We start from the raw sequence: 17,800 nt of genomic DNA on the forward strand, positions 1-17,800 counted from the left end.
GGGGGTCGCGACGATCGGCCGCATGGCCTCCGCGGACTACGTCATCGCCGGAGCCGGCTCGGCCGGCTGCGTGCTCGCCAACCGCCTCACCGAGGATCCCTCCGTCCGGGTGATCCTCGTCGAGGCCGGCGGCCGCGACCGGCACCCGAACATCAAGATCCCCGCGGCCTTCGCCAAGCAGTTCCACACCAACCTGGACTGGGACTTCGCGACCGATCCCGAGCCGCACTGCGACGGGCGCTCGCTCTTCGTGCCGCGCGGCAAGGCGCTCGGCGGCTCGAGCTCGATGAACGCCATGCTCTACGTCCGCGGGCGCCCGCTGGACTACGACCTGTGGGAGCGCGACGGCGCCGCGGGCTGGGGCTGGGACGCCGTGCGGCCCTACTTCCTCAAGGCGGAGAACAACGAGCGGGGCGCCTCCGAGCACCACGCCGTCGGCGGCCCGCTCAACGTCGCCGACGAGCGCTCGCCGCGACCGCTGACCGCCCGCTTCCTGGCCGCGGCCGAGCAGACCGGCATCCCGCGGATCGCCGACTACAACGGGCCCGAGCAGGACGGCGCGTCGCTCTGCCAGGTCACCCAGCGCAACGGCCGGCGCTGGAGCACCGCCGACGCCTACCTGCGCCCCGCGCTCGGGCGCCCGAACCTCGAGGTGCGCACGGGCGCCCACGTCGCCCGGATCGCCCTGGACGGCGACCGCGCCACGGGCGTCGTGCTCCGCGGCCGCCGCGGGCGCGAGGAGGTCATCGCGGCCACGCGCGAGGTGCTGCTGTGCGCCGGCGCGATCGGCTCGCCGCAGCTGCTCATGCTGTCGGGCATCGGGCCCGCCGAGCATCTGCGCGCCCACGGCGTCGGCGTCGCGGTCGACGCGCCCGCGGTGGGGGAGAACCTCCAGGACCACCCCTACGTGGTCTGCGTCTGGGAGGCGACGGTCGCCGAGTCGCTCTACGGCGCCGACAGGCCCAAGCCGCTGCTGGAGTGGCTCCTGCGCCGATCGGGCCCGCTGACCTCCACGGTGGCCGAGGCCTTCGCGTTCGTGCGCAGCCGCCCGGGCCTGCCCGCGGCCGACCTGCAGTACCACTTCGCGCCCGCGTACTTCGTGGACAACGGCGCGGAGGAGTTCGACGGCCACGCCTTCACGATGGGGCCCGTGCTCGTGAGCCCCAAGAGCCGCGGCAGCGTGCGCCTGCGCTCGGCCGACCCGGCGGACAAGCCGCGCATCCTGACCAACACCCTCGCCGAGCCCGAGGACGTCGCCGCGCTCGTGACCGGCGTGGAGCTCGCGCGGGAGATCGCCGCGGCGCAGCCGCTGTCGTCGATCACCGCGCGCGAGATCTACCCGGGGCCCGGCACCCGCGACGACGCCGACGTCGAGGCGTTCGTCCGCCGCACCGCCGAGCTCCTCTACCACCCGTCCGGGACCTGCCGGATGGGCGGCGAGGACGCCGTGCTGGACCCCGAGCTGCGCGTGCGGGGCGTGGAGGGCCTGCGCGTCGTCGACGCGTCGGTGTTCCCCGTGATCCCCGGCGGCAACACGAACGCGCCGACGATCATGGTGGCCGAGCGCGCCGCCGACCTCGTCCGGGGCCGGGTCCGCGCCCCGGCCGCCGCGCAGCGCGAGAGCTAGGAGACGCCCGTCGGTGCAACGACGCGCGGGTCCGGCCCCCTGGGTCGGCGTTGCCCTGGACCCTGGGCGGCCTGATGGTCGGCAGCTCGATGTCGCAGGTGCGGGAGCGCCGCGTATCTGATTGACACGACGAGATCCCTCGGCCTCAAACACCCGATCCCCGGTAGCCTTTTACGTGAAGTCACCACCCCTCGCTCCAGGAGCCCGCATGTCCGACGATCCCATCGCCCTCCACCCCGAGACCATCGCGCTGCACGGCGGGCAGGAGCCCGACTCGGCCACCAACGCCCGCGCGGTGCCGATCTACCAGACGACGTCGTTCGTCTTCGACGACACCGAGCACGCGGCCGACCTCTTCGCGCTGAAGGTGCCGGGCAACATCTACACGCGGATCATGAACCCGACGTGGGACGTGCTCGAGCAGCGCCTGGCGCAGCTCGAGGGCGGCATCGCGGCGCTCGTCACGGCCTCGGGCCAGGCCGCGGTGACCTACGCGGTGCTCAACGTCGCGCGCGCCGGCGACAACATCATCTCGGTCTCCCAGCTCTACGGCGGGACCTACAACTTCTTCGCGCACACGCTGCCCCAGTACGGCGTCGAGGTGCGCTGGGCCGACGCCGACGACCCGGGCGCGGTGGCCGAACTGGTCGACGACCGCACCCGCCTGGTGTTCGGCGAGACCATCGGCAACCCGCGCCTCAACGTCCTGGACGTGCCGGCCTGGGCCGAGGCGGCTCACGCTCACGGCCTGCCGCTCATCGTCGACAACACGGTGCCCACGCCGCTCGGCGCGCGCGTCTTCGAGCAGGGCGCCGACGTCGCCGTGCACTCGCTGACGAAGTTCATCGGCGGCCACGGCACGTCGATCGGCGGCGCGATCGTCGACAGCGGGAACTTCGACTGGGTGGCCAACGGCGCCCGCTTCCCCGGCCTCGTGCAGCCCGACCCCAGCTACCACGGGGTCGTCTGGTCCGACGCGCTCGGCCCGGCCGCCTACATCGGGCGCGCCCGCACCGTGCTGCTGCGCAACACGGGCGCCGCGCTGTCGCCGTTCAACGCGTTCCTGTTCCTGCAGGGCATCGAGACGCTGGCTCTGCGGATGGAGCGCCACAACGAGAACGCCCTGGCCGTCGCTCGCTGGCTGGCCGACCACGACGCCGTGGCCTGGGTGTCCTACCCCGGGCTGGAGGGCGACCGCTACCACGACGTCGCCGGCCGGGTGCTGCGCGGCGGCGCGGGCGCGCTGGTCACGTTCGGCGTCAAGGGCGGGCTGGAGGCCGGGCGGAGGTTCATCGAGTCCCTGGGCCTGTTCAGCCACCTGGCCAACATCGGCGACGCCAAGTCGCTGGCGATCCACAGCGCCACGACGACGCACTCCCAGCTCTCGCCCGAGGAGCTGGCCGCGGCGGGCGTCACGGAGGACACCGTGCGCCTGTCGGTCGGCATCGAGCACATCGACGACCTCCTGGCCGACCTGGGCCAGGCGCTCGCCAAGGCCCGGACCCCGGCCGGCGCGGCCTGAGGTGGCGGGGCTCGCCGTCGACGGCGTGCAGCGGGTCGTCCTCCACCCGGAGGACGACCCGCTTGCCCTGGCGTGCGGGCGCACCCTCGCGCCGGTGGAGGTGGCGTTCACGACCCACGGGACGCTGGACGCCACGCGCTCCAACGCGGTCTTCGTCTGCCATGCGCTGACGGGGGACGCCGAGCCCGCGGGGCCCGACGGGTGGTGGGACGTCATGGTCGGGCCGGGCCGGCCCGTCGACACCGACCGCTTCTTCGTGATCTGCCCCAACCTGCTCGGCGGCTGCCAGGGCACCACCGGCCCGTCCTCGATCGACCCGCGGACCGGGGCGGCCCACGGGCTGCGCTTCCCGCCGCTGGCGGTCTCCGACCTCGTCGCCGTGCACCGGCGCCTGCTGGCCCACCTCGGGATCGAGCGGCTGCACGCGGCGATCGGGGGCTCGCTGGGCGGCATGCAGGTCCTGCAGTGGCTGCTCGACGCGCCGGGGGAGATCGCCAACGCCGTCATGGTGTGCACGAGCCCGCGGCTGACGGCCCAGAACCTCGCGCTGTCGGCGGTCGCGCGCCGGGCGATCCTCGACGACCCCGACTTCTGCGGCGGCGACTACGCGGCGCACGGAGTGCGGCCCGACCGCGGCCTGGCCTTCGCGCGCCGCCTGGCCCACGTGACCTACCTCTCGGAGGAGGGCATGGCCCGCAAGTTCGCCCGCGCCGAGCCCCCCGGGTGGGAGCGCGAGGGCGACGGGGCGCGCTGGCTGGGGCCCGCCTACGACGTCGAGGGCTACCTCGAGCACCAGGCCGAGGCGTTCCTGGCGCGCTTCGACGCTCTGACCTACCTCTACCTGACCCGGATCATGGACGCGTTCGACCCGCTGGGTCCGGCCGCGCGCGTCGATCCGGCCGCGCGGGCGCTGTGCCTGTCGTTCACCTCGGACTGGCGCTTCGGCCCCGAGCACGGGCGCCGCCTGGCCGCCGGCCTGCGTGCCGCGGGCGCCGGGACCGTCGTCGAGGAACTCGTGGACTCGCCCTGGGGGCACGACTCGTTCCTGCTCGCCGTCCCGGACTACCTCGAGATCGTCCGCGACTTCCTGAGCTCGGGCTCGACCTGAGGTGCAGGGACGGGGGAGCGGCGTGCGAGCGCGGCCCCGCCGATGCAGAGCAGGCCGCCGGCCAGCGCCAGGGCGGCGGGGCTCTCGCCGAACGCGACCCAGCCCATGAGGATCGCCAGCGGCGGCACGAGGTAGGTCGTCGACCCCATGCGCCCCGCGCTGGTCGACGACAGCGCGTAGGCCCACGTCGTGAACGCCACCGCGGTGGGGAAGAGGCCGAGGTAGGCCGTCCACGCCAGGGCCCCGGCACCGGCGTCGCGGAGGTCGCCGGCCATCGACGGGGCGAACGGCAGGCAGCACACCGCGCCCACGCAGCAGGCCAGCCAGGTGACCGCCAGCGGGGACGAGCGCTGTAGCAGCGGCTTCTGGGCCACGACCCCGCCGGCGTAGGTGACCGCGGCCACCAGGCACAGCGCCGCGCCCCAGCCGGCCTGGACGCCGTGGCGCGACGTCGCCGCGCCGATGAGCACCGCCCCGCCGAAGGCCACGCCGCAGCCCAGCAGGAGCGTGCGCGGGAAGCCCTCGCCGAGCAGCGCCCCGGCCAGCACCGCGATCAGCACGGGGCCGACGTTGACGAGCATGGCGGCCGTGCCGGCGTCGACGCGGCGCTCGGCGGCGTTGAGCGCCACGTTGTAGATCCCGAACCACAGCACGCCGCACAGCACCAGTCGCGCGGCGTCGGCGCGCGGCGGCAGCGGCTCGCGGCGCACGAGCACGAGCAGGCCGAGCGCCACCGCGCCCACCAGCAGGCGCGCCAGCGACAACTCGCCCGGGCCGATGTGGCGCCCGGCCGCGCGGATGCCGACGAACGCCGACGCCCAGAGCGTGACGGTCAGCAGCGCCGCGGCCAGCGGCAGCGCGGTCGCGCGGGAGGGATGGGTGGGGGTCGCCGTGTCCATGGGTCGCAGAACGCTAGGGGCATCACGGTTCGGCGCCCGCCGACGTGAGGTGCGCGGGCGCGCCGGTGCGCCAACGCACCAACTAGGGTGCGGACATGGCTGTCCGCATCGGGTACAAGGCGTCCGCTGAGCAGTTCGACCCCGCCACGCTGCTGGAGTACTCGCGGCTGGCGGAGGCCTCGGGCCTGGAGATCGTCGCCATCTCCGACCACTTCCAGCCCTGGCGCCACAACGGCGGGCACTCGCCCGCCGCGCTGCCCTGGCTCGGGGCGGCCGCGGGCGGGCTGGGCTCGGCCACGCTCGGCACGTCGGTCCTCACGCCCACGCTGCGCTACGAGCCGGCGATCATCGCCCAGGCCTTCGCGACCCTGGGGTGCCTGGCGCCCGGGCGCGTGTTCCTCGGCGTCGGCACCGGCGAGGCGATGAACGAGACGCCGGTCACCGGCGGCGAGTTCCCCGGGCGCAAGGAGCGCCGTGTGCGCATGGCCGAGGCCATCGAGCTCATCCGGCGCCTGTGGCGCGAGGAGCGCGTCGACTTCGAGGGCGAGTACTACAAGACCGATCGCGCCACGATCTACGACCGTCCCGAGACGGAGGTCCCGATCTTCGTGGCGGCCTCCGGCCCGCTGGCGGCCAAGCTCGCCGGCCGCGTCGGCGACGGCTTCATCTGCACGTCGGGCAAGAAGCCCGAGCTCTACGAGGAGCTGCTGGCCAAGGTCGGCGAGGGCGCCGAGCAGGCCGGCCGCGACGCGTCGTCGCTGCGGCGGATGATCGAGATCAAGGTCTCCTACGACCGCGACCGCCAGTACGCGCACGACGCGTGCCACTTCTGGGCGGCCCTGGCGCTCACGCCCGAGCAGAAGGAGGGGGTCGAGGACCCGATCGAGATGGAGCGCCTGGCCGACGAGAACGCCGACCGCGCGCACACCCGCTTCATCGTCTCCGACGATCCCGACGAGGTCATCGAGAAGATCGGCGTCTACCTCGACCTCGGCTTCGACGACCTGGTCCTGCACGCGCCCGGCGACGACCAGGCGCGCTTCCTCGAGCAGTTCGGCGCCGACGTGCTGCCCAAGCTGCGCGAGCGCGCCGGCAGCTAGCGGTCGGCGCCCGTCGCCGCGCGATCGCGCTCCTGGTCGCCGGCGGCGCTCGCGGCGTGGGTCCCGGCCGCCGTCGTGGTGCTCAGCGCCGTGCCGTCGCGCGAGGCCAGGACGCGCCGCACGCCCCCGGGCAGCAGCAGCCTCGCCGCCGCGGCCAGGGCGTAGGGCCGGGGGACGTAGCGCTCCGCGCGCCCGCCCGGGCCGGCGTCGATGATCGCCTCGGCGACCTTCTCGGGCGTGGAGACCATCCAGCGCGTGGAGGCGCGCCCGACCAGCTCGCGCTGCGGGAAGCCCTCCGTCGCGATGAACCCCGGGTTGACCAGGCCGACGTGCACGCCGTGGGGCGCCTCCTCGAGGTGCAGCGCGTCCGTCCAGCCGATGAAGGCGAACTTGCTCGCCGAGTAGGCGCTGGAGCCCGGGCGCGCGACGCGGCCCGACGTGCTGGCCACGTTGACGATGCAGCTCGGCGCGCTGCGATGCAGCGCGGGCAGCAACGCCTCGGTCAGCCGGGCCTGGGCCAGGAGGTTGATCTCGATCGTCCGGCGCAGGTTGGCCGCGCCCTGCTGGGCGAAGGTCCCGCTCCAGCCTGCCCCGGCGTTGTTGACGAGCATGTCCAGGCGGCCGTGCTCGGCCTCGACGGCCTCGGCGATCCGGGCGGCGGCGCCCTCGTCGGTCAGGTCCTCGGCGAGCACGAGGGCGCCGCCCAGGACCTGGGCCAGCGCGCGCAGCCGCTCGCCCCGGCGGGCGACGAGGACGAGCTGCGAGCCCGGCTCGCGCGCCAGGCGCCGGGCCGTGGCCTCGCCGATGCCGCTCGACGCACCGGTGATGAGGGCGATCATGGCGCGCATCCTCTCACCCGGCAGGGGACGGGGTGCGGCGGCCCTGGCGGCGACGCGCTCGACCTCCCCTGGTCAGCACGATGACGTTCCGGGTCCGGCGGGCTAGGCTAGGCGCCGTGGAGGGCACCCAACCACCCCCGTTCTCGGTGGACGTCCGTCAGCGCGACGACGCCGTGCTGGTCGCCGTGGCCGGTGAGCTCGACCTCGCGACGGCCGGCGAGGTCGAGACGGCCGTGATGGACCCGGTGCGCGACGCCCGGCACGTCGTGCTGGACCTGCGCGACCTCGCGTTCATGGACTCCAGCGGCGTGCGCGTCGTCGTCGCGGCCCACCTGGCCGCCGAGGAGCACGGCGGGCGCCTCTCGCTCGTGCGTCTCGCCGAGGGCTCGCCGGTGCAGCGCGTGCTGGAGATCTCGGGGCTGGACACCGTCCTGCACCAGGTCGACGACGCCTGAGCGCCCGTCCGTTCGGGCGCGGGCCATGGTCCGTTTCGGACGGATTGCGCCGCTATGGTGCGCCCATGAGCCCCGAGCCCCGCGCCGCGTTCGACGACCCCGAGCTCGTGGAGCGCTTCGCGGACCTGGTCGTCGGCTTCGGCGCCAACCTCCAGCCGGGGCAGGTGATGGCCATCGGGTCCGAGATCGGCAAGGAGGACGTCACGCGCGCGCTCGCGCGCAGCGCCTACCGCCACGGTGCGCGCTACGTCGACGTCTCCTATTTCGACCTGCACATCAAGCGGGCGCGCATCGAGTACGCCGCCGAGGACACGCTGGACTTCGTACCGCCGTGGCTGGGCGAGCGGATCGTCGAGCTCGGCAACATGCACGCGGCGCGCATCGGCCTGACCGGCCCCGCCCATCCCGGCCTGCTGGCCGGGCTGGACCCCAACCGCGTCGGGCGCGACCAGCTGCCCGCCGTCCGCGAGACGGGCCCGGTGGTCAACGCGCGCACGACGAACTGGACGGCGGTGCCCTGCCCGACGCGCCCGTGGGCCGCGCTCGTGCACCCCGACGTCGATCCCCAGGAGGCCTGGGTCACGCTGTGCGAGCAGATCGTCCACGTCTGCCGCCTGGACACCGACGACCCGATCGCCGCCTGGCGCGAGCGGGCCGACACGCTCGTCAGCGCCGCCGCGCGCGTGACCGACCGGCGCTTCGACGCGCTGCGCTTCGTCGGGCCCGGGACCGACCTGACCGTGGGGCTGCTGCCGACCTCGAAGTTCCTGGCCGCTCGCTTCGAGACCGTCGACGGCATCCAGCACCTGCCCAACCTGCCCTCGGAGGAGATCTTCACCGCGCCGGACCCCGCCCGCGCCGACGGCGTGGTGCGCGCGACGAAGCCGCTCGTGCTCGGCGGCTCGATCATCCGCGGGCTCGAGGTCGAGTTCCGCGAGGGCCGTGCGGTGCGCATCGACGCCGAGGAGGGCGCCGAGGTCCTGCGCTCCTACGCGGCGCGCGACGAGACCGCCGACCGCCTCGGCGAGGCCGCGCTCGTCGACGGCGACGGGCGCATCGGCGCGCTGGACACCGTGTTCTTCGACACGCTCCTGGACGAGAACGCCGCGAGCCACATCGCGCTGGGCCATGCCTATGCCATGTGCGTCGAGGACCCGGCCGACGAAGCCAGGATCAACCAGTCCTCGATCCACGTGGACTTCATGATCGGCTCGCCGGAGGTGCGCGTCCTCGGCGTGGGTACCGACGGCGCGGAGACGCCCGTGCTGACCGATGGCGCCTGGCAGGTCTGACCCGCCGCGGGCCCCGGGGAACGCTATCCTCGCCCGCTCTAGGAGAGGTGCCGGAGTGGTTGAACGGGCACGACTGGAAATCGTGTGTGGGCTTCACGGTCCACCGAGGGTTCGAATCCCTCTCTCTCCGCTCGGCGGCCGCCCCGCGGTGACGGTCCCGGCCCACGGCGCACGCGGCGGCGGGCTGCGGACCGCGCGGCGGCTGCTGCCGACGCGGGCGTCGTCCTCTCCCGGGACGACCGGCACCCGGGCGTGCTCGTCCCGCCGGGCTCGGGGCGCGCGACCGTGACGCTGACGCTCGTGCCCGACGTCGTCTAGGGGCGGTAGGTCTGGCCCCACATGCGGCGGCTGGCGTCGTCGATCGCCGTGCCGACGTCGCGCGGCACCTGACGGCGCTGGCGGCGCAGGCGCCGGCGATCGGACAGGCGCTGGGGGATGCGGTCGATGCGCCGCCGCAGCGTCGGCTCCAGGCAGTGCTCGGCGCGGACCGCGGCGCGGTCCTGCCACGAGCGCAGAACGAGATCCATCCAGGCGGCCATCGAACCCTTGCCGACGGTACTCCGGTGCGGCGCGGCGGGCAACACCCTGCCGCGACTCGCGGGGTCCCCGGTCGGCTAGACGGCGCCGGCGGGCGGGACGGCGGCGGCGGCCGGGGAGAGCTCGCCGTCCTCGGGGAGCTCGGGGATGGCGATGACCACGTGGTGGCGGGAGACTGCGAGGAACTCGTGGTGGGTGCCCGGGCCCTCGTGGCCCACGAGCTCGACGGTGACGTCGGTCAGCGGGATGAAGTCGCGCTCCGACGCGTTCAGGACGTCGGAGACGCGGCTGCGGTAGCCGTCGCGCGCGAGCGTCAGCGTGCCGGCGATCCGGTGTCGGGGGGTCTCGAGGTACACGCGTTCCTGACGGGTCTGCATCACCAGCACGGCATCGGCACGCCCGCGACCGGGCTTGAGCGCTCCGTGTCCGGCCGCAGCCGCGGCAGGCCGACCGGGCGCGCCGCAACGCGTGCCTTCGCGAGAATGCGGGGGTGGATCCGCACGCCGTCCTCGGCCTCGACCCCGGTGCGACGGCGCGCGACGTCCAGCGCGCCTACCGGGACCTGGCCAAGCGCTTCCACCCCGACCACGCCGGCGAGGGCGCGGGCGAGCTGATGATGTCGATCAACGCCGCCTACGACCTGCTTCGCGACCAGCTCGTCGAGGGCGCCGAGCCCGGGCCGCACCCCACGGCGCCCGACCCCGCCTTGGCGCCGGCCGCCGACCCCGAGCTGCAGGGCGCGTGGCTGGCGCCCGGCGTGCGGCGCGTCCTGGCCCGCGAGCTGCTGGCCGCGCTGGAGCCGGGCGAGCTGGTCGAGGAGGTCGTGCTCACGGCGACCGCCGACAGCCACGACGTCCAGCTCGTCGTCACCGATCATCGGCTGCTCTGGCTGCGCGACGACGCGATCATGGGCCGGGTGCGCTCCCTGCGCCTGCGGGAGATCACCGAGGTCGAGGCGCGGGCGGGCGGGCGCTTCCGCAGCGCCGGGCACCTGCGCCTGCGCACGGCCGACGGGCGGCGCATGCGGTTCTTCGAGCTGCGCCCCGACGTCCTCTCGCGGATCGCGGCCGCGATCGCCGCGCGTGATCGCCCCGCCGGGCGGGGTACGACCTTCTCGACGCACCCAACGACCGAGAGGGAACGCCATGAGCGACGGAACGACCGATGACCTGAAGGGCCGCGCCAAGGAGGCCGCCGGCGACCTGACCGGGGACCGCGACCTCAAGAACGAGGGCAAGGTCGACCGCGCCTCGGGCTCAGTCAAGGACAAGGTCGACGACACCGCCGACAAGGTCAAGGACCTGCTCCACAAGGATTGAACCGGGCGGGGTCGCGGCGGCCGCGGGGCCGCCGCGGCCCCTGCGGCGGGCATGCCGTACGCCGGCTGGTCTAGGCTGCGCCCACTGTCTGCCGTCGATCCAGGAGCAACCGCATGAACAAGACTGAGTTCGTAGAGGCCATCGCGAAGGAGAGCGGGCTCACGAACGCCGACGCCCGCAAGGCCATCGAGGCCGTCATCTCCACCGTCGAGAAGACCCTCAAGAAGGGTGATGAGATCGCGATCACCGGCTTCGGCAAGTTCTCCGTGTCCAAGCGCGCCGCCCGCACGGGCCGCAACCCGCAGACCGGCGAGGCGGTCAAGATCAAGGCCAGCAAGGCCCCGAAGTTCACCGCCGGCGCGGGTCTGAAGACCGCCGTCAACGGCGCCCGCAAGAAGTAGCTCGCCGCAGGAGGGGCGGGGGCCGCCGCCGTTCGCCGGCGCCCCCGCTGCTCCTGGCCCCGCCGCGCCCCGCGCGGCCTCCTCCGTCGCCCCGGCTCCGGCCGACCCCGGTCATCGCGGCCAGAGCTCACCGGCAGCTTGGTCTCCCCGTGCTTCTCGGGAGGTTCGGATTTGCGGCTTTCCGGGCATCTGGGTTAGGCTCGCGCCCGTGACCGCCGACGTTCATTCGACGAGCGGCGCGCATCCGGGGATCAGGGACGTAGGGGAGAACGGTCATGGGTCGGAGGGTCTTCATCGTCGTCGTGGCGATCACCGCAGCGCTGGCGCTGCCCGTCGGGGCGGGCGCCACCGTCGGCATCACCAAGCTCGTCGCCCAGCCCATCGCGCCGGGCGGCACGTGCAGCACGACGCCCAGCGCGGTCGACGCGCCCGCGGGCGCCCACCGCGACGTCTGCGTCGCGATCGCGATCGACACCGCCTCCGACGACGTGCGCGACCTGACGATCTCGCTGCCCGCGGGCGTCGTGGGCGACCCGGGCGCGACGAGCAGCCGCTGCTCGGCGGCGGATTTCACCGCCGGCTCGTGCGCGGCGGCCACCCGCGTCGGCGACGTCGCCTCCGACGTCACGGCGTCGCTCTTCGGCATTCCGTTCGACCAGTCCATCACGGGCGAGGTCTACAACTTGGTCCCCGGCCCCGGCGAGCCCGCCCGGCTGGGCATCGCGCTGGACCAGGGCATCGGCGCGCTGGCGCCCGTGCGGCTCACGGTCCCGATCCGCGTGCGGGTCCCCGACGCGGGCCTGGACTCCGTGACGACGGGCATCCCGAACACGGCGCTCGGCGGCCCGCTGCACGTGCACACGCTCGTGCTCACGCTGTGGGGTGGCCAGAACCACCACGCCTCGCTGGCCAAGGCCTTCATGTCGCTGCCCACGCGCTGCGACGTCGACGCCGTCACCTCCGTGCGGCTGACGTCCGACGCGGGCGCCGTGTCGACGGCCTCGACCGCGTTCCGCCCCGACCGCTGCGCGGACGTGCCGTTCACCCCGAGCCTGGAGGTCGGGCCGGCCACCGCCCCGGCCGACACGCCGGGCGCCGCCTCGGCCAAGCTCATCCTCCCGACGACCGACACGGGCACCGGCGACGACGCCCGTCGCCAGGCCTACCTCAAGGACGTGGCCCTGCAGCTGCCCGCCGGGCTGGCCCTCAACCCGCCGCTGGCCAACGGCCTGGTCCCCTGCACGCCCGAGCAGTTCGCCAAGGACAGCGACTCGGCCCCGGGCTGCCCCGACAACACGGTGATGGGCAGCGTGGCGTTCAAGACCCCCATCTTCCCCGGCGAGACGCTGGGCGGGAAGGTGTACTTCGGCCAGCCCCAGCCGGGGCGGCCGCTCGTCAACTACATCTCGGTCGAGGACCCCCGGCTGCGGATCAAGCTCGTCGGCTACGCCACCATCGACCCCGTCACGACCGCGGTCACCGCGCACTTCGAGGACCAGCCGCAGGTGCCGTTCGAGTCCTTCGAGTTCACCTACACCGACCCGGGCGACGGGCGCGCGGCGCTGACCTCGCCGGTCGCCTGCGGCGACTACCCGGTGACCGCGGCGATGACGCCGTGGGGCGGCGGCGCCGTCCAGGCGCCCACCAAGACGTTCGCCGTCGTCGGCTGCCTGCCCCCGGCCTTCGCCCCGACGCTGGCCGCCGGCGTCGACACGACGCAGGCCGGCGCCGACGCCGCGGTCGATGTCCGGGTCGAGCGCCCCGACAAGAACCTGCGCCTGCAGCAGCTCTCCGTGTCGCTGCCGCCGGGCCTCACCGGCGACCTGACCGCCGTGCCGCCCTGCGCGGTCGCCGACGCCCGGGCCCAGCGCTGCCCCGACGCCTCGCAGGTCGGGACGGCCACCGTGAGCGTCGGCACCGGCCCCGCGCCGCTCGAGCTGCCCGGCAAGCTCTACCTGACGTCGGGCTTCGACGGCGCGCTGGCCGGGATGGCGGTCGTCGTCGACAGCCGGCTGCCCGCCCTGGACCTCGGGCAGATCACCGTGATGCAGAAGCTCTCGCTGCGCCCCGACGACGCCGGCATCGACGTCGTCAGCGAGGACCTGCCCCAGCAGCTGCAGGGCATCCCGACCGTCTACCGCAGCATCGACCTGCGCCTGGACCGCAAGGGCTTCATGCGCAACGCCACCTCGTGCGCGCCGCAGACGCTGCGCGGCGCGTTCTCCGCCGTCGGGGGCGAGCTGACGGCCACCGCCGAGGCGCCGTACCAGGCGACGGGCTGCGATCGCCTGGCCTTCGCGCCGAAGATCGAGACGCGTGTCGGGTCGCCGGGCCAGGTCGGCCGGGGCAGGCACCCGCCGCTGCGCGTCGTGATCCGCCAGGCCCCCGGTGAGTCGGCGATGCGCAGCACGGTCGTGACGCTGCCCGCGCGCATCGGCGTCGACCTGCGCAACACCGGCGCCATCTGCACCGCCGACCAGTTCGCGTCGCGCACCTGCCCGGCGATCTCGCGGATCGGGACGGTCACGGCGCAGTCGCCGCTGCTGCCGGCCACGCTCTCGGGCGGGGCGTACCTCACCGCGCCCGCCAGGCCGGGGCTGCCCGACCTCGGGCTCGACCTCGGGATCGTCCGGCTGCGCGGCAGCGTCACGGTCGGCAAGCGCCTGACGACGACGTTCGCGGCGATCCCCGATGTCCCGCTGACCTCGCTGGCGCTCGACCTGGCCGGCGGCCCGAAGGGCGCGCTGGTCACCACGGTGGACCAGTGCGGCCGCGACCCCCAGTTCGGGCTGACGCTGGGCTCGCAGCCGGGCCGGCGCGTGAGCACGAACGTCTACGCCGAGCTCGTGGGGTGCGGCCCGCTCAGCGGCCTGGGCGAGCTGTACGGCGTCGCCCGCCACCGGCCGACGCTGCGCCTGAAGATGACCTCGACGAAGGCGCTGCGGCGGCTGACGGTGACGCTTCCCGCGGCCCTTCGCCCCGCCTCGGCGCGCAGCGTGCGCGCCCACGGGCGCCTGGTGATGGGCGGCCGGCGGCTGGCCGGCTCGGCGGTGCGCTACGCCAAGGGCCGCGTGACGTTCACCGCGCCGAAGGGCAAGAGCGCCAAGGCGCTGCAGATCACCCTGCCGCGCGGGGTGCTGCGCACGCGCCGGGCCATCCGGGCGGGCGCCACCGTCGCGTTCAGGGTCACGGGCACCGCGACCGACGGCCGCACGGTGAGGGCCACGATCAAGGTGCACGCGGCGAAGTGAGCGCCGCGCGGCCCGCCGCGTTGTCATGATGCGCCGGTGAACTTCGAGCTCAGCGACCGGTGCAAGGACTACCAGGAGCGGCTGGGGGCGTTCATGGACGAGCACGTCTACCCGGCCGAGGCGGTCTACGAGGACCAGCTGCGCGCCGCGGGCGATCCCCATCACCACGCCCCGGTGATCGAGGAGCTCAAGGCCGAGGCGCGTCGCCGCGGCCTCTGGAACCTGTTCCACCCCCACGAGGAGTGGGGCCCGGGCCTGTCCAACGTCGAGTACGCGCCGCTGGCCGAGATCATGGGCCGCAGCATCCTCGGCCCGGAGGCCTGCAACTGCAACGCCCCGGACACCGGCAACATGGAGGTGTTGACGCTCTTCGGCACGCCGGAGATGCAGGACCGCTGGCTGCGCCCGCTGCTGGACGGCGACATCCGGTCGGCGTTCGCCATGACCGAGCCGGCCGTCGCCTCCTCCGACGCCACGAACATCGAGCTGCGCATCGAGCGCGACGGTGACGAGTACGTGCTCAACGGCCGCAAGTGGTGGACGACCAACGCCCTGCACGCCAACTGCAAGGTGCTCATCGTCATGGGCAAGACCGACCCCGGCGCGGCGCCCCACCAGCAGCAGTCGATGATCGTGGTGCCGCTCGACACGCCCGGCGTCACGGTCCTGCGCAACCTCCCGGTCTTCGGCTACGTGCACCCCGAGGGCCACGGCGAGGTCGACTTCAAGGACGTCCGCGTGCCCGTGGAGAACATCCTGGCCGGCGAGGGCCAGGGCTTCATGATCGCCCAGGCCCGGCTCGGCCCCGGCCGCATCCACCACTGCATGCGCACGATCGGCGCCGCCGAGCGTGCGTTGGAGCTCATGTGCAAGCGCGCCCAGGCGCGCGTGACGTTCGGCCAGCCCGTGTCCGAGCGCGCGAACATCCAGGACTGGATCGCCGAGGCGCGCATCGACCTCGAGATGCTCCGGCTGCTGACGATGAAGACCGCCTGGCTCATGGACACCGTCGGCAACCGCCACGCGCGCGTCGAGATCGCGGCGATCAAGGTCGCCGCCCCCGAGGTCGCGCTGCGGATCATCGACCGGGCGATCCAGGTGCACGGCGGCGGCGGCGTGACCGACGACTTCCCGCTGGCCGCGATGTACGCGCACGTGCGCACGCTCCGCCTGGCCGACGGCCCCGACGAGGTGCACAAGCGCACCATCGCCCGGACCGAGCTGCGCCGGTGGGCGCCCCGAGAGGGCGCCGGCGCCTAGCGGGGCCCCGTCAACGTCGACGGGCCGGCGGCACGTGCAGTGCCACCGGCCCGCCTGGAGAAGGACCAGCTCGCTTGGACGCCTGAGCGACGGTGCGGACGCCGGAACCCTGTCCCGAGGAGACCGACGACTGGTCGCCTCCGAGCATGCCGGATGCGCCCGCCGGGCACGAGGGGGCCCGTGCGGCGGATCACCCGATCGGGCCAAGCGTGTCCGCTCACGGCAGCACGCACTCGGCCATGCGGGACGACGATGGGACGTGCGTAAGATCGGGGCATGGACCCAGCGGTGCGCGACAACCCCGGGTCGCAGCGCTACGAGATCACGGCCGACGGCGCCGTGGCCGGGTTCGCGCAGTACCGCCTGCGGCCCGGGCTCATCGCGTTCATCCACACCGAGGTCGACGAGGCGATGACGGGCCGGGGCCTGGGGCGCACGCTCATCGCCTCCGCGCTGCAGGACGCGCGCGCCCGCTCGCTGGCCGTGCTGCCGTTCTGCCCGTTCGTCAGCGCCTACCTCCAGCGCCACCCCGACGACCAGGACCTGGTGCCCGAGGCCTACAGGAACGACTTCGGGCTGTGACCGCCAAGCGCCTCGCCCTGCTGGCGGCGATCATGGGCTCGTTCGTGGCGGGCCTGGACGCCAGCGCGGTCAACGTCGCGCTGCCCTCGATCTCCGCCGACCTCGGCGGCGGCCTGGCGGGCCAGCAGTGGGTGGCCAACGCCTACCTCCTGGCGCTGGGGTCGCTCATCCTCGTCGGCGGCTCGCTCGGCGACCTGCTGGGCGAGCGACGGATGTTCGTGCTCGGCGTGTCGGGCTTCGGGGTGGTCTCCGTCCTGTGCGCGGCCGCCCCGTCGATCGAGGTGCTCATCGCCTGCCGCGCGCTGCAGGGCGTGTTCGGCGCGCTGCTGACGCCGAGCTCGCTGGCCGTCATCGTGTCCGCGTTCCCGCAGCGCGAGCGCGGCGCCGCGATCGGGTCCTGGACGGCGTGGGCGGGCATCGCGACGGTCGTCGGGCCGCTGGCGGGCGGCTACCTCGTCGACGCCGCCTCCTGGCGCTGGATCTTCGCCATCAACGTGCCGTTCGTCGCCATCGCCGTGACGCTCGTGCTCCGGGCGGTGCCGGCGCGCGACCCGGGCCGGGCCCGCGTCCCGGTCGACTGGGCCGGCGCGGGGCTGTGCGTGCTCGGCCTCGCCGGCCCCGTGCTGGCGCTCATCCGCCAGCCGGCGTCGGGGTGGGGCGCGCCCGACGTGCTCATCCCGGGCCTGGCGGGGCTCGCGCTGCTCGGCGCCTTCCTGGCGTGGGAGGCGCGCGCCGAGCACCCCATGCTGCCGCTGTCGCTGTTTCGCCGGCGCAACTTCGCGGTCGGCAACGCGCAGACGTTCGCCATGTACGGCGGGCTGGGCGCCACGTTCTTCTTCCTGGTGCTCTTCCTCCAGCAGGTCGCGGGCTACGCGGCGCTGCAGGCCGGCGTGGCGACGCTGCCGACCACGATCATCATGTTCTCGCTGTCCAAGCGCGCCGGGCGACTGGCCGACCGCCACGGCCCGCGCCTGTTCATGGGCCTGGGGCCGATCGTCGCGGCGGCCGGCCTCGCGCTCATGCTCCGCCTCGACGCGGGGCTGGACTACTGGACCGACCTGTTCCCGGCGCTGCTGCTGTTCTCGCTCGGCCTGTCGGCGACCGTCGCGCCGCTCACCGCGACCGTGCTCGCCGACGCCGACGAGCGCAACGCGGGCATCGCCTCGGGGGTCAACAACGCGGTGGCGCGCGTGGCCGGCCTGCTCACCGTCGCCGCCCTGGGCGCGGTGGGCGCGGCGTCGTTCACGGCGTCCGTCGACCGCGGGCTCGACGGCCGCCGGCTCGATCCGCAGGCCCAGCGCGTCGTCCAGGAGGCCAAGCGGCGCACCCTGGCCCGCGCCGACACCGGCGCGCTCCCGGGGCCCGAAGGCGCGGCGGTGGCCTCCGCGGTCACGGACGCGGCCGTGCACGCCTTTCGCCTGGGCATCGGGATCGCCGCCGGCCTGGTCGCGCTCGGCGGCCTGCTCGGCCTGGCCGGGATCGTCAACCCGCGCCGGGTCGTGCGCTGCGAGGACTGTCCCGGCGGCCAGCTCGCCGGCCAGCCCGCCGACGCCGCGCGCGACCCGCTGCCGGCCGTCGCCCTGCCCGCCCGCCCCCGGACCGCCTGAC

17 protein-coding genes and 1 tRNA gene are annotated in these 17,800 nt (G+C 74.5%); 14 read left to right on the plus strand and 4 right to left on the minus strand.

The genetic code is table 11. The features are described from left to right. Nucleotides 1-22: 22 nt before the first annotated feature. From FSW04_RS06955 to metX, 3 genes are all read left to right on the plus strand, one after another. Entirely contained in the window at nt 23-1,627 is a 1,605-nt protein-coding gene (locus FSW04_RS06955) for a GMC family oxidoreductase (protein WP_146917694.1), read from the plus strand. Between the two features lie 208 nt (nt 1,628-1,835). Further along, complete coding sequence (locus FSW04_RS06960) at nt 1,836-3,149, plus strand: O-acetylhomoserine aminocarboxypropyltransferase/cysteine synthase family protein (RefSeq protein ID WP_146917696.1); 1,314 nt, start codon at nt 1,836-1,838, stop codon at nt 3,147-3,149. A gap of 1 nt (nt 3,150) precedes the next feature. Further along, a complete protein-coding gene (gene metX / locus FSW04_RS06965; RefSeq protein WP_146917698.1) occupies nt 3,151-4,257 on the plus strand; it encodes a homoserine O-acetyltransferase MetX in 1,107 nt (368 codons plus the stop codon). Here the strand turns inward: metX and FSW04_RS06970 are convergent. Continuing rightward, complete coding sequence (locus tag FSW04_RS06970; protein ID WP_146917700.1) at nt 4,212-5,156, minus strand: DMT family transporter; 945 nt, start codon at nt 5,154-5,156, stop codon at nt 4,212-4,214. The two genes, metX and FSW04_RS06970, sit on opposite strands and share 46 nt — an antisense overlap. A 95-nt stretch (nt 5,157-5,251) precedes the next feature. Here FSW04_RS06970 and fgd point away from each other — a divergent pair, with 95 nt between their 5' ends. Then, nucleotides 5,252-6,256 carry a glucose-6-phosphate dehydrogenase (coenzyme-F420) gene (fgd, locus tag FSW04_RS06975; RefSeq protein ID WP_146917702.1) on the plus strand — a complete coding sequence of 335 codons (1,005 nt, stop codon included), beginning with the start codon at nt 5,252-5,254 and terminating at the stop codon, nt 6,254-6,256. Here fgd and FSW04_RS06980 read toward each other — a convergent pair. Continuing rightward, a complete protein-coding gene (locus FSW04_RS06980; RefSeq protein WP_228430969.1) occupies nt 6,253-7,095 on the minus strand; it encodes an SDR family NAD(P)-dependent oxidoreductase in 843 nt (280 codons plus the stop codon). The two genes, fgd and FSW04_RS06980, sit on opposite strands and share 4 nt — an antisense overlap. Before the next feature lie 116 nt (nt 7,096-7,211). Here FSW04_RS06980 and FSW04_RS06985 point away from each other — a divergent pair, with 116 nt between their 5' ends. The 3 genes from FSW04_RS06985 (at nt 7,212) to FSW04_RS06995 (ending at nt 8,972) form a co-directional block, all read left to right on the plus strand. Further along, on the plus strand, nt 7,212-7,550 hold the full coding sequence (locus FSW04_RS06985; RefSeq protein ID WP_187369315.1) for an STAS domain-containing protein: 339 nt from the start codon (nt 7,212-7,214) through the stop codon (nt 7,548-7,550). 65 nt (nt 7,551-7,615) lie between these two features. Continuing rightward, nucleotides 7,616-8,842 (plus strand): aminopeptidase, encoded by a 1,227-nt coding sequence (locus FSW04_RS06990; RefSeq protein ID WP_146917709.1) that lies wholly within the window; start codon nt 7,616-7,618, stop codon nt 8,840-8,842. A 41-nt stretch (nt 8,843-8,883) separates the two neighbouring features. Continuing rightward, nucleotides 8,884-8,972, plus strand: a tRNA-Ser gene (locus FSW04_RS06995). 184 nt (nt 8,973-9,156) lie between these two features. Here the strand turns inward: FSW04_RS06995 and FSW04_RS07000 are convergent. Together FSW04_RS07000 and FSW04_RS07005 are read right to left on the minus strand one after the other, a co-directional pair. Further along, nucleotides 9,157-9,369, minus strand: coding sequence for a hypothetical protein (locus tag FSW04_RS07000; protein ID WP_146917712.1), 213 nt, complete (start codon nt 9,367-9,369; stop codon nt 9,157-9,159). A gap of 87 nt (nt 9,370-9,456) precedes the next feature. Beyond that, the gene (locus tag FSW04_RS07005) at nt 9,457-9,756 is read right to left on the minus strand and encodes a DUF6812 domain-containing protein (RefSeq protein WP_146917714.1); all 300 of its coding nucleotides are present in this window, start codon (nt 9,754-9,756) and stop codon (nt 9,457-9,459) included. Between the two features lie 113 nt (nt 9,757-9,869). Between FSW04_RS07005 and FSW04_RS07010 the strand changes: the two genes are divergently transcribed. The 7 genes from FSW04_RS07010 to FSW04_RS07040 all read left to right on the plus strand — a co-directional run bounded on the left by FSW04_RS07010 (nt 9,870) and on the right by FSW04_RS07040 (nt 17,799). Next, nucleotides 9,870-10,547 carry a J domain-containing protein gene (locus FSW04_RS07010; RefSeq protein ID WP_146917716.1) on the plus strand — a complete coding sequence of 226 codons (678 nt, stop codon included), beginning with the start codon at nt 9,870-9,872 and terminating at the stop codon, nt 10,545-10,547. Further along, the gene (locus FSW04_RS07015) at nt 10,525-10,698 is read left to right on the plus strand and encodes a CsbD family protein (protein WP_146917719.1); all 174 of its coding nucleotides are present in this window, start codon (nt 10,525-10,527) and stop codon (nt 10,696-10,698) included. Before FSW04_RS07010 ends, FSW04_RS07015 begins: the two co-directional genes overlap by 23 nt. Before the next feature lie 113 nt (nt 10,699-10,811). Continuing rightward, nucleotides 10,812-11,099: an HU family DNA-binding protein gene (locus FSW04_RS07020; RefSeq protein WP_146917721.1), complete on the plus strand. Its 288-nt coding sequence runs from the start codon at nt 10,812-10,814 to the stop codon at nt 11,097-11,099. A gap of 275 nt (nt 11,100-11,374) precedes the next feature. Beyond that, nucleotides 11,375-14,350, plus strand: a complete 2,976-nt coding sequence (locus FSW04_RS07025; RefSeq protein WP_146917726.1) for a hypothetical protein — start codon at nt 11,375-11,377, stop codon at nt 14,348-14,350. Nucleotides 14,351-14,443: 93 nt separating this feature from the next. Then, entirely contained in the window at nt 14,444-15,610 is a 1,167-nt protein-coding gene (locus FSW04_RS07030; RefSeq protein ID WP_407652982.1) for an acyl-CoA dehydrogenase family protein, read from the plus strand. A 276-nt stretch (nt 15,611-15,886) separates the two neighbouring features. After that, nucleotides 15,887-16,192: a GNAT family N-acetyltransferase gene (locus FSW04_RS07035; protein ID WP_146917730.1), complete on the plus strand. Its 306-nt coding sequence runs from the start codon at nt 15,887-15,889 to the stop codon at nt 16,190-16,192. Then, nucleotides 16,189-17,799 carry a DHA2 family efflux MFS transporter permease subunit gene (locus FSW04_RS07040; protein ID WP_228430970.1) on the plus strand — a complete coding sequence of 537 codons (1,611 nt, stop codon included), beginning with the start codon at nt 16,189-16,191 and terminating at the stop codon, nt 17,797-17,799. Before FSW04_RS07035 ends, FSW04_RS07040 begins: the two co-directional genes overlap by 4 nt. Nucleotide 17,800: the final 1 nt, after the last annotated feature.

Source organism: Baekduia soli (assembly GCF_007970665.1).
Taxonomy (GTDB): domain Bacteria; phylum Actinomycetota; class Thermoleophilia; order Solirubrobacterales; family Solirubrobacteraceae; genus Baekduia; species Baekduia soli.

Coding starts and splice junctions, on each gene's coding strand:
- FSW04_RS06955 (WP_146917694.1), top strand. CDS start 23: ATGGCCTCCGCGGACTACGTCATCGCCGGAGCCGGCTCGGCCGGCTGC.
- FSW04_RS06960 (WP_146917696.1), top strand. CDS start 1,836: ATGTCCGACGATCCCATCGCCCTCCACCCCGAGACCATCGCGCTGCAC.
- FSW04_RS06970 (WP_146917700.1), bottom strand. CDS start 5,156: ATGGACACGGCGACCCCCACCCATCCCTCCCGCGCGACCGCGCTGCCG.
- fgd (WP_146917702.1), top strand. CDS start 5,252: ATGGCTGTCCGCATCGGGTACAAGGCGTCCGCTGAGCAGTTCGACCCC.
- FSW04_RS06980 (WP_228430969.1), bottom strand. CDS start 7,095: ATGATCGCCCTCATCACCGGTGCGTCGAGCGGCATCGGCGAGGCCACG.
- FSW04_RS06990 (WP_146917709.1), top strand. CDS start 7,616: ATGAGCCCCGAGCCCCGCGCCGCGTTCGACGACCCCGAGCTCGTGGAG.
- FSW04_RS07000 (WP_146917712.1), bottom strand. CDS start 9,369: ATGGATCTCGTTCTGCGCTCGTGGCAGGACCGCGCCGCGGTCCGCGCC.
- FSW04_RS07005 (WP_146917714.1), bottom strand. CDS start 9,756: ATGCAGACCCGTCAGGAACGCGTGTACCTCGAGACCCCCCGACACCGG.
- FSW04_RS07015 (WP_146917719.1), top strand. CDS start 10,525: ATGAGCGACGGAACGACCGATGACCTGAAGGGCCGCGCCAAGGAGGCC.
- FSW04_RS07020 (WP_146917721.1), top strand. CDS start 10,812: ATGAACAAGACTGAGTTCGTAGAGGCCATCGCGAAGGAGAGCGGGCTC.
- FSW04_RS07025 (WP_146917726.1), top strand. CDS start 11,375: ATGGGTCGGAGGGTCTTCATCGTCGTCGTGGCGATCACCGCAGCGCTG.
- FSW04_RS07030 (WP_407652982.1), top strand. CDS start 14,444: ATGGACGAGCACGTCTACCCGGCCGAGGCGGTCTACGAGGACCAGCTG.
- FSW04_RS07035 (WP_146917730.1), top strand. CDS start 15,887: ATGGACCCAGCGGTGCGCGACAACCCCGGGTCGCAGCGCTACGAGATC.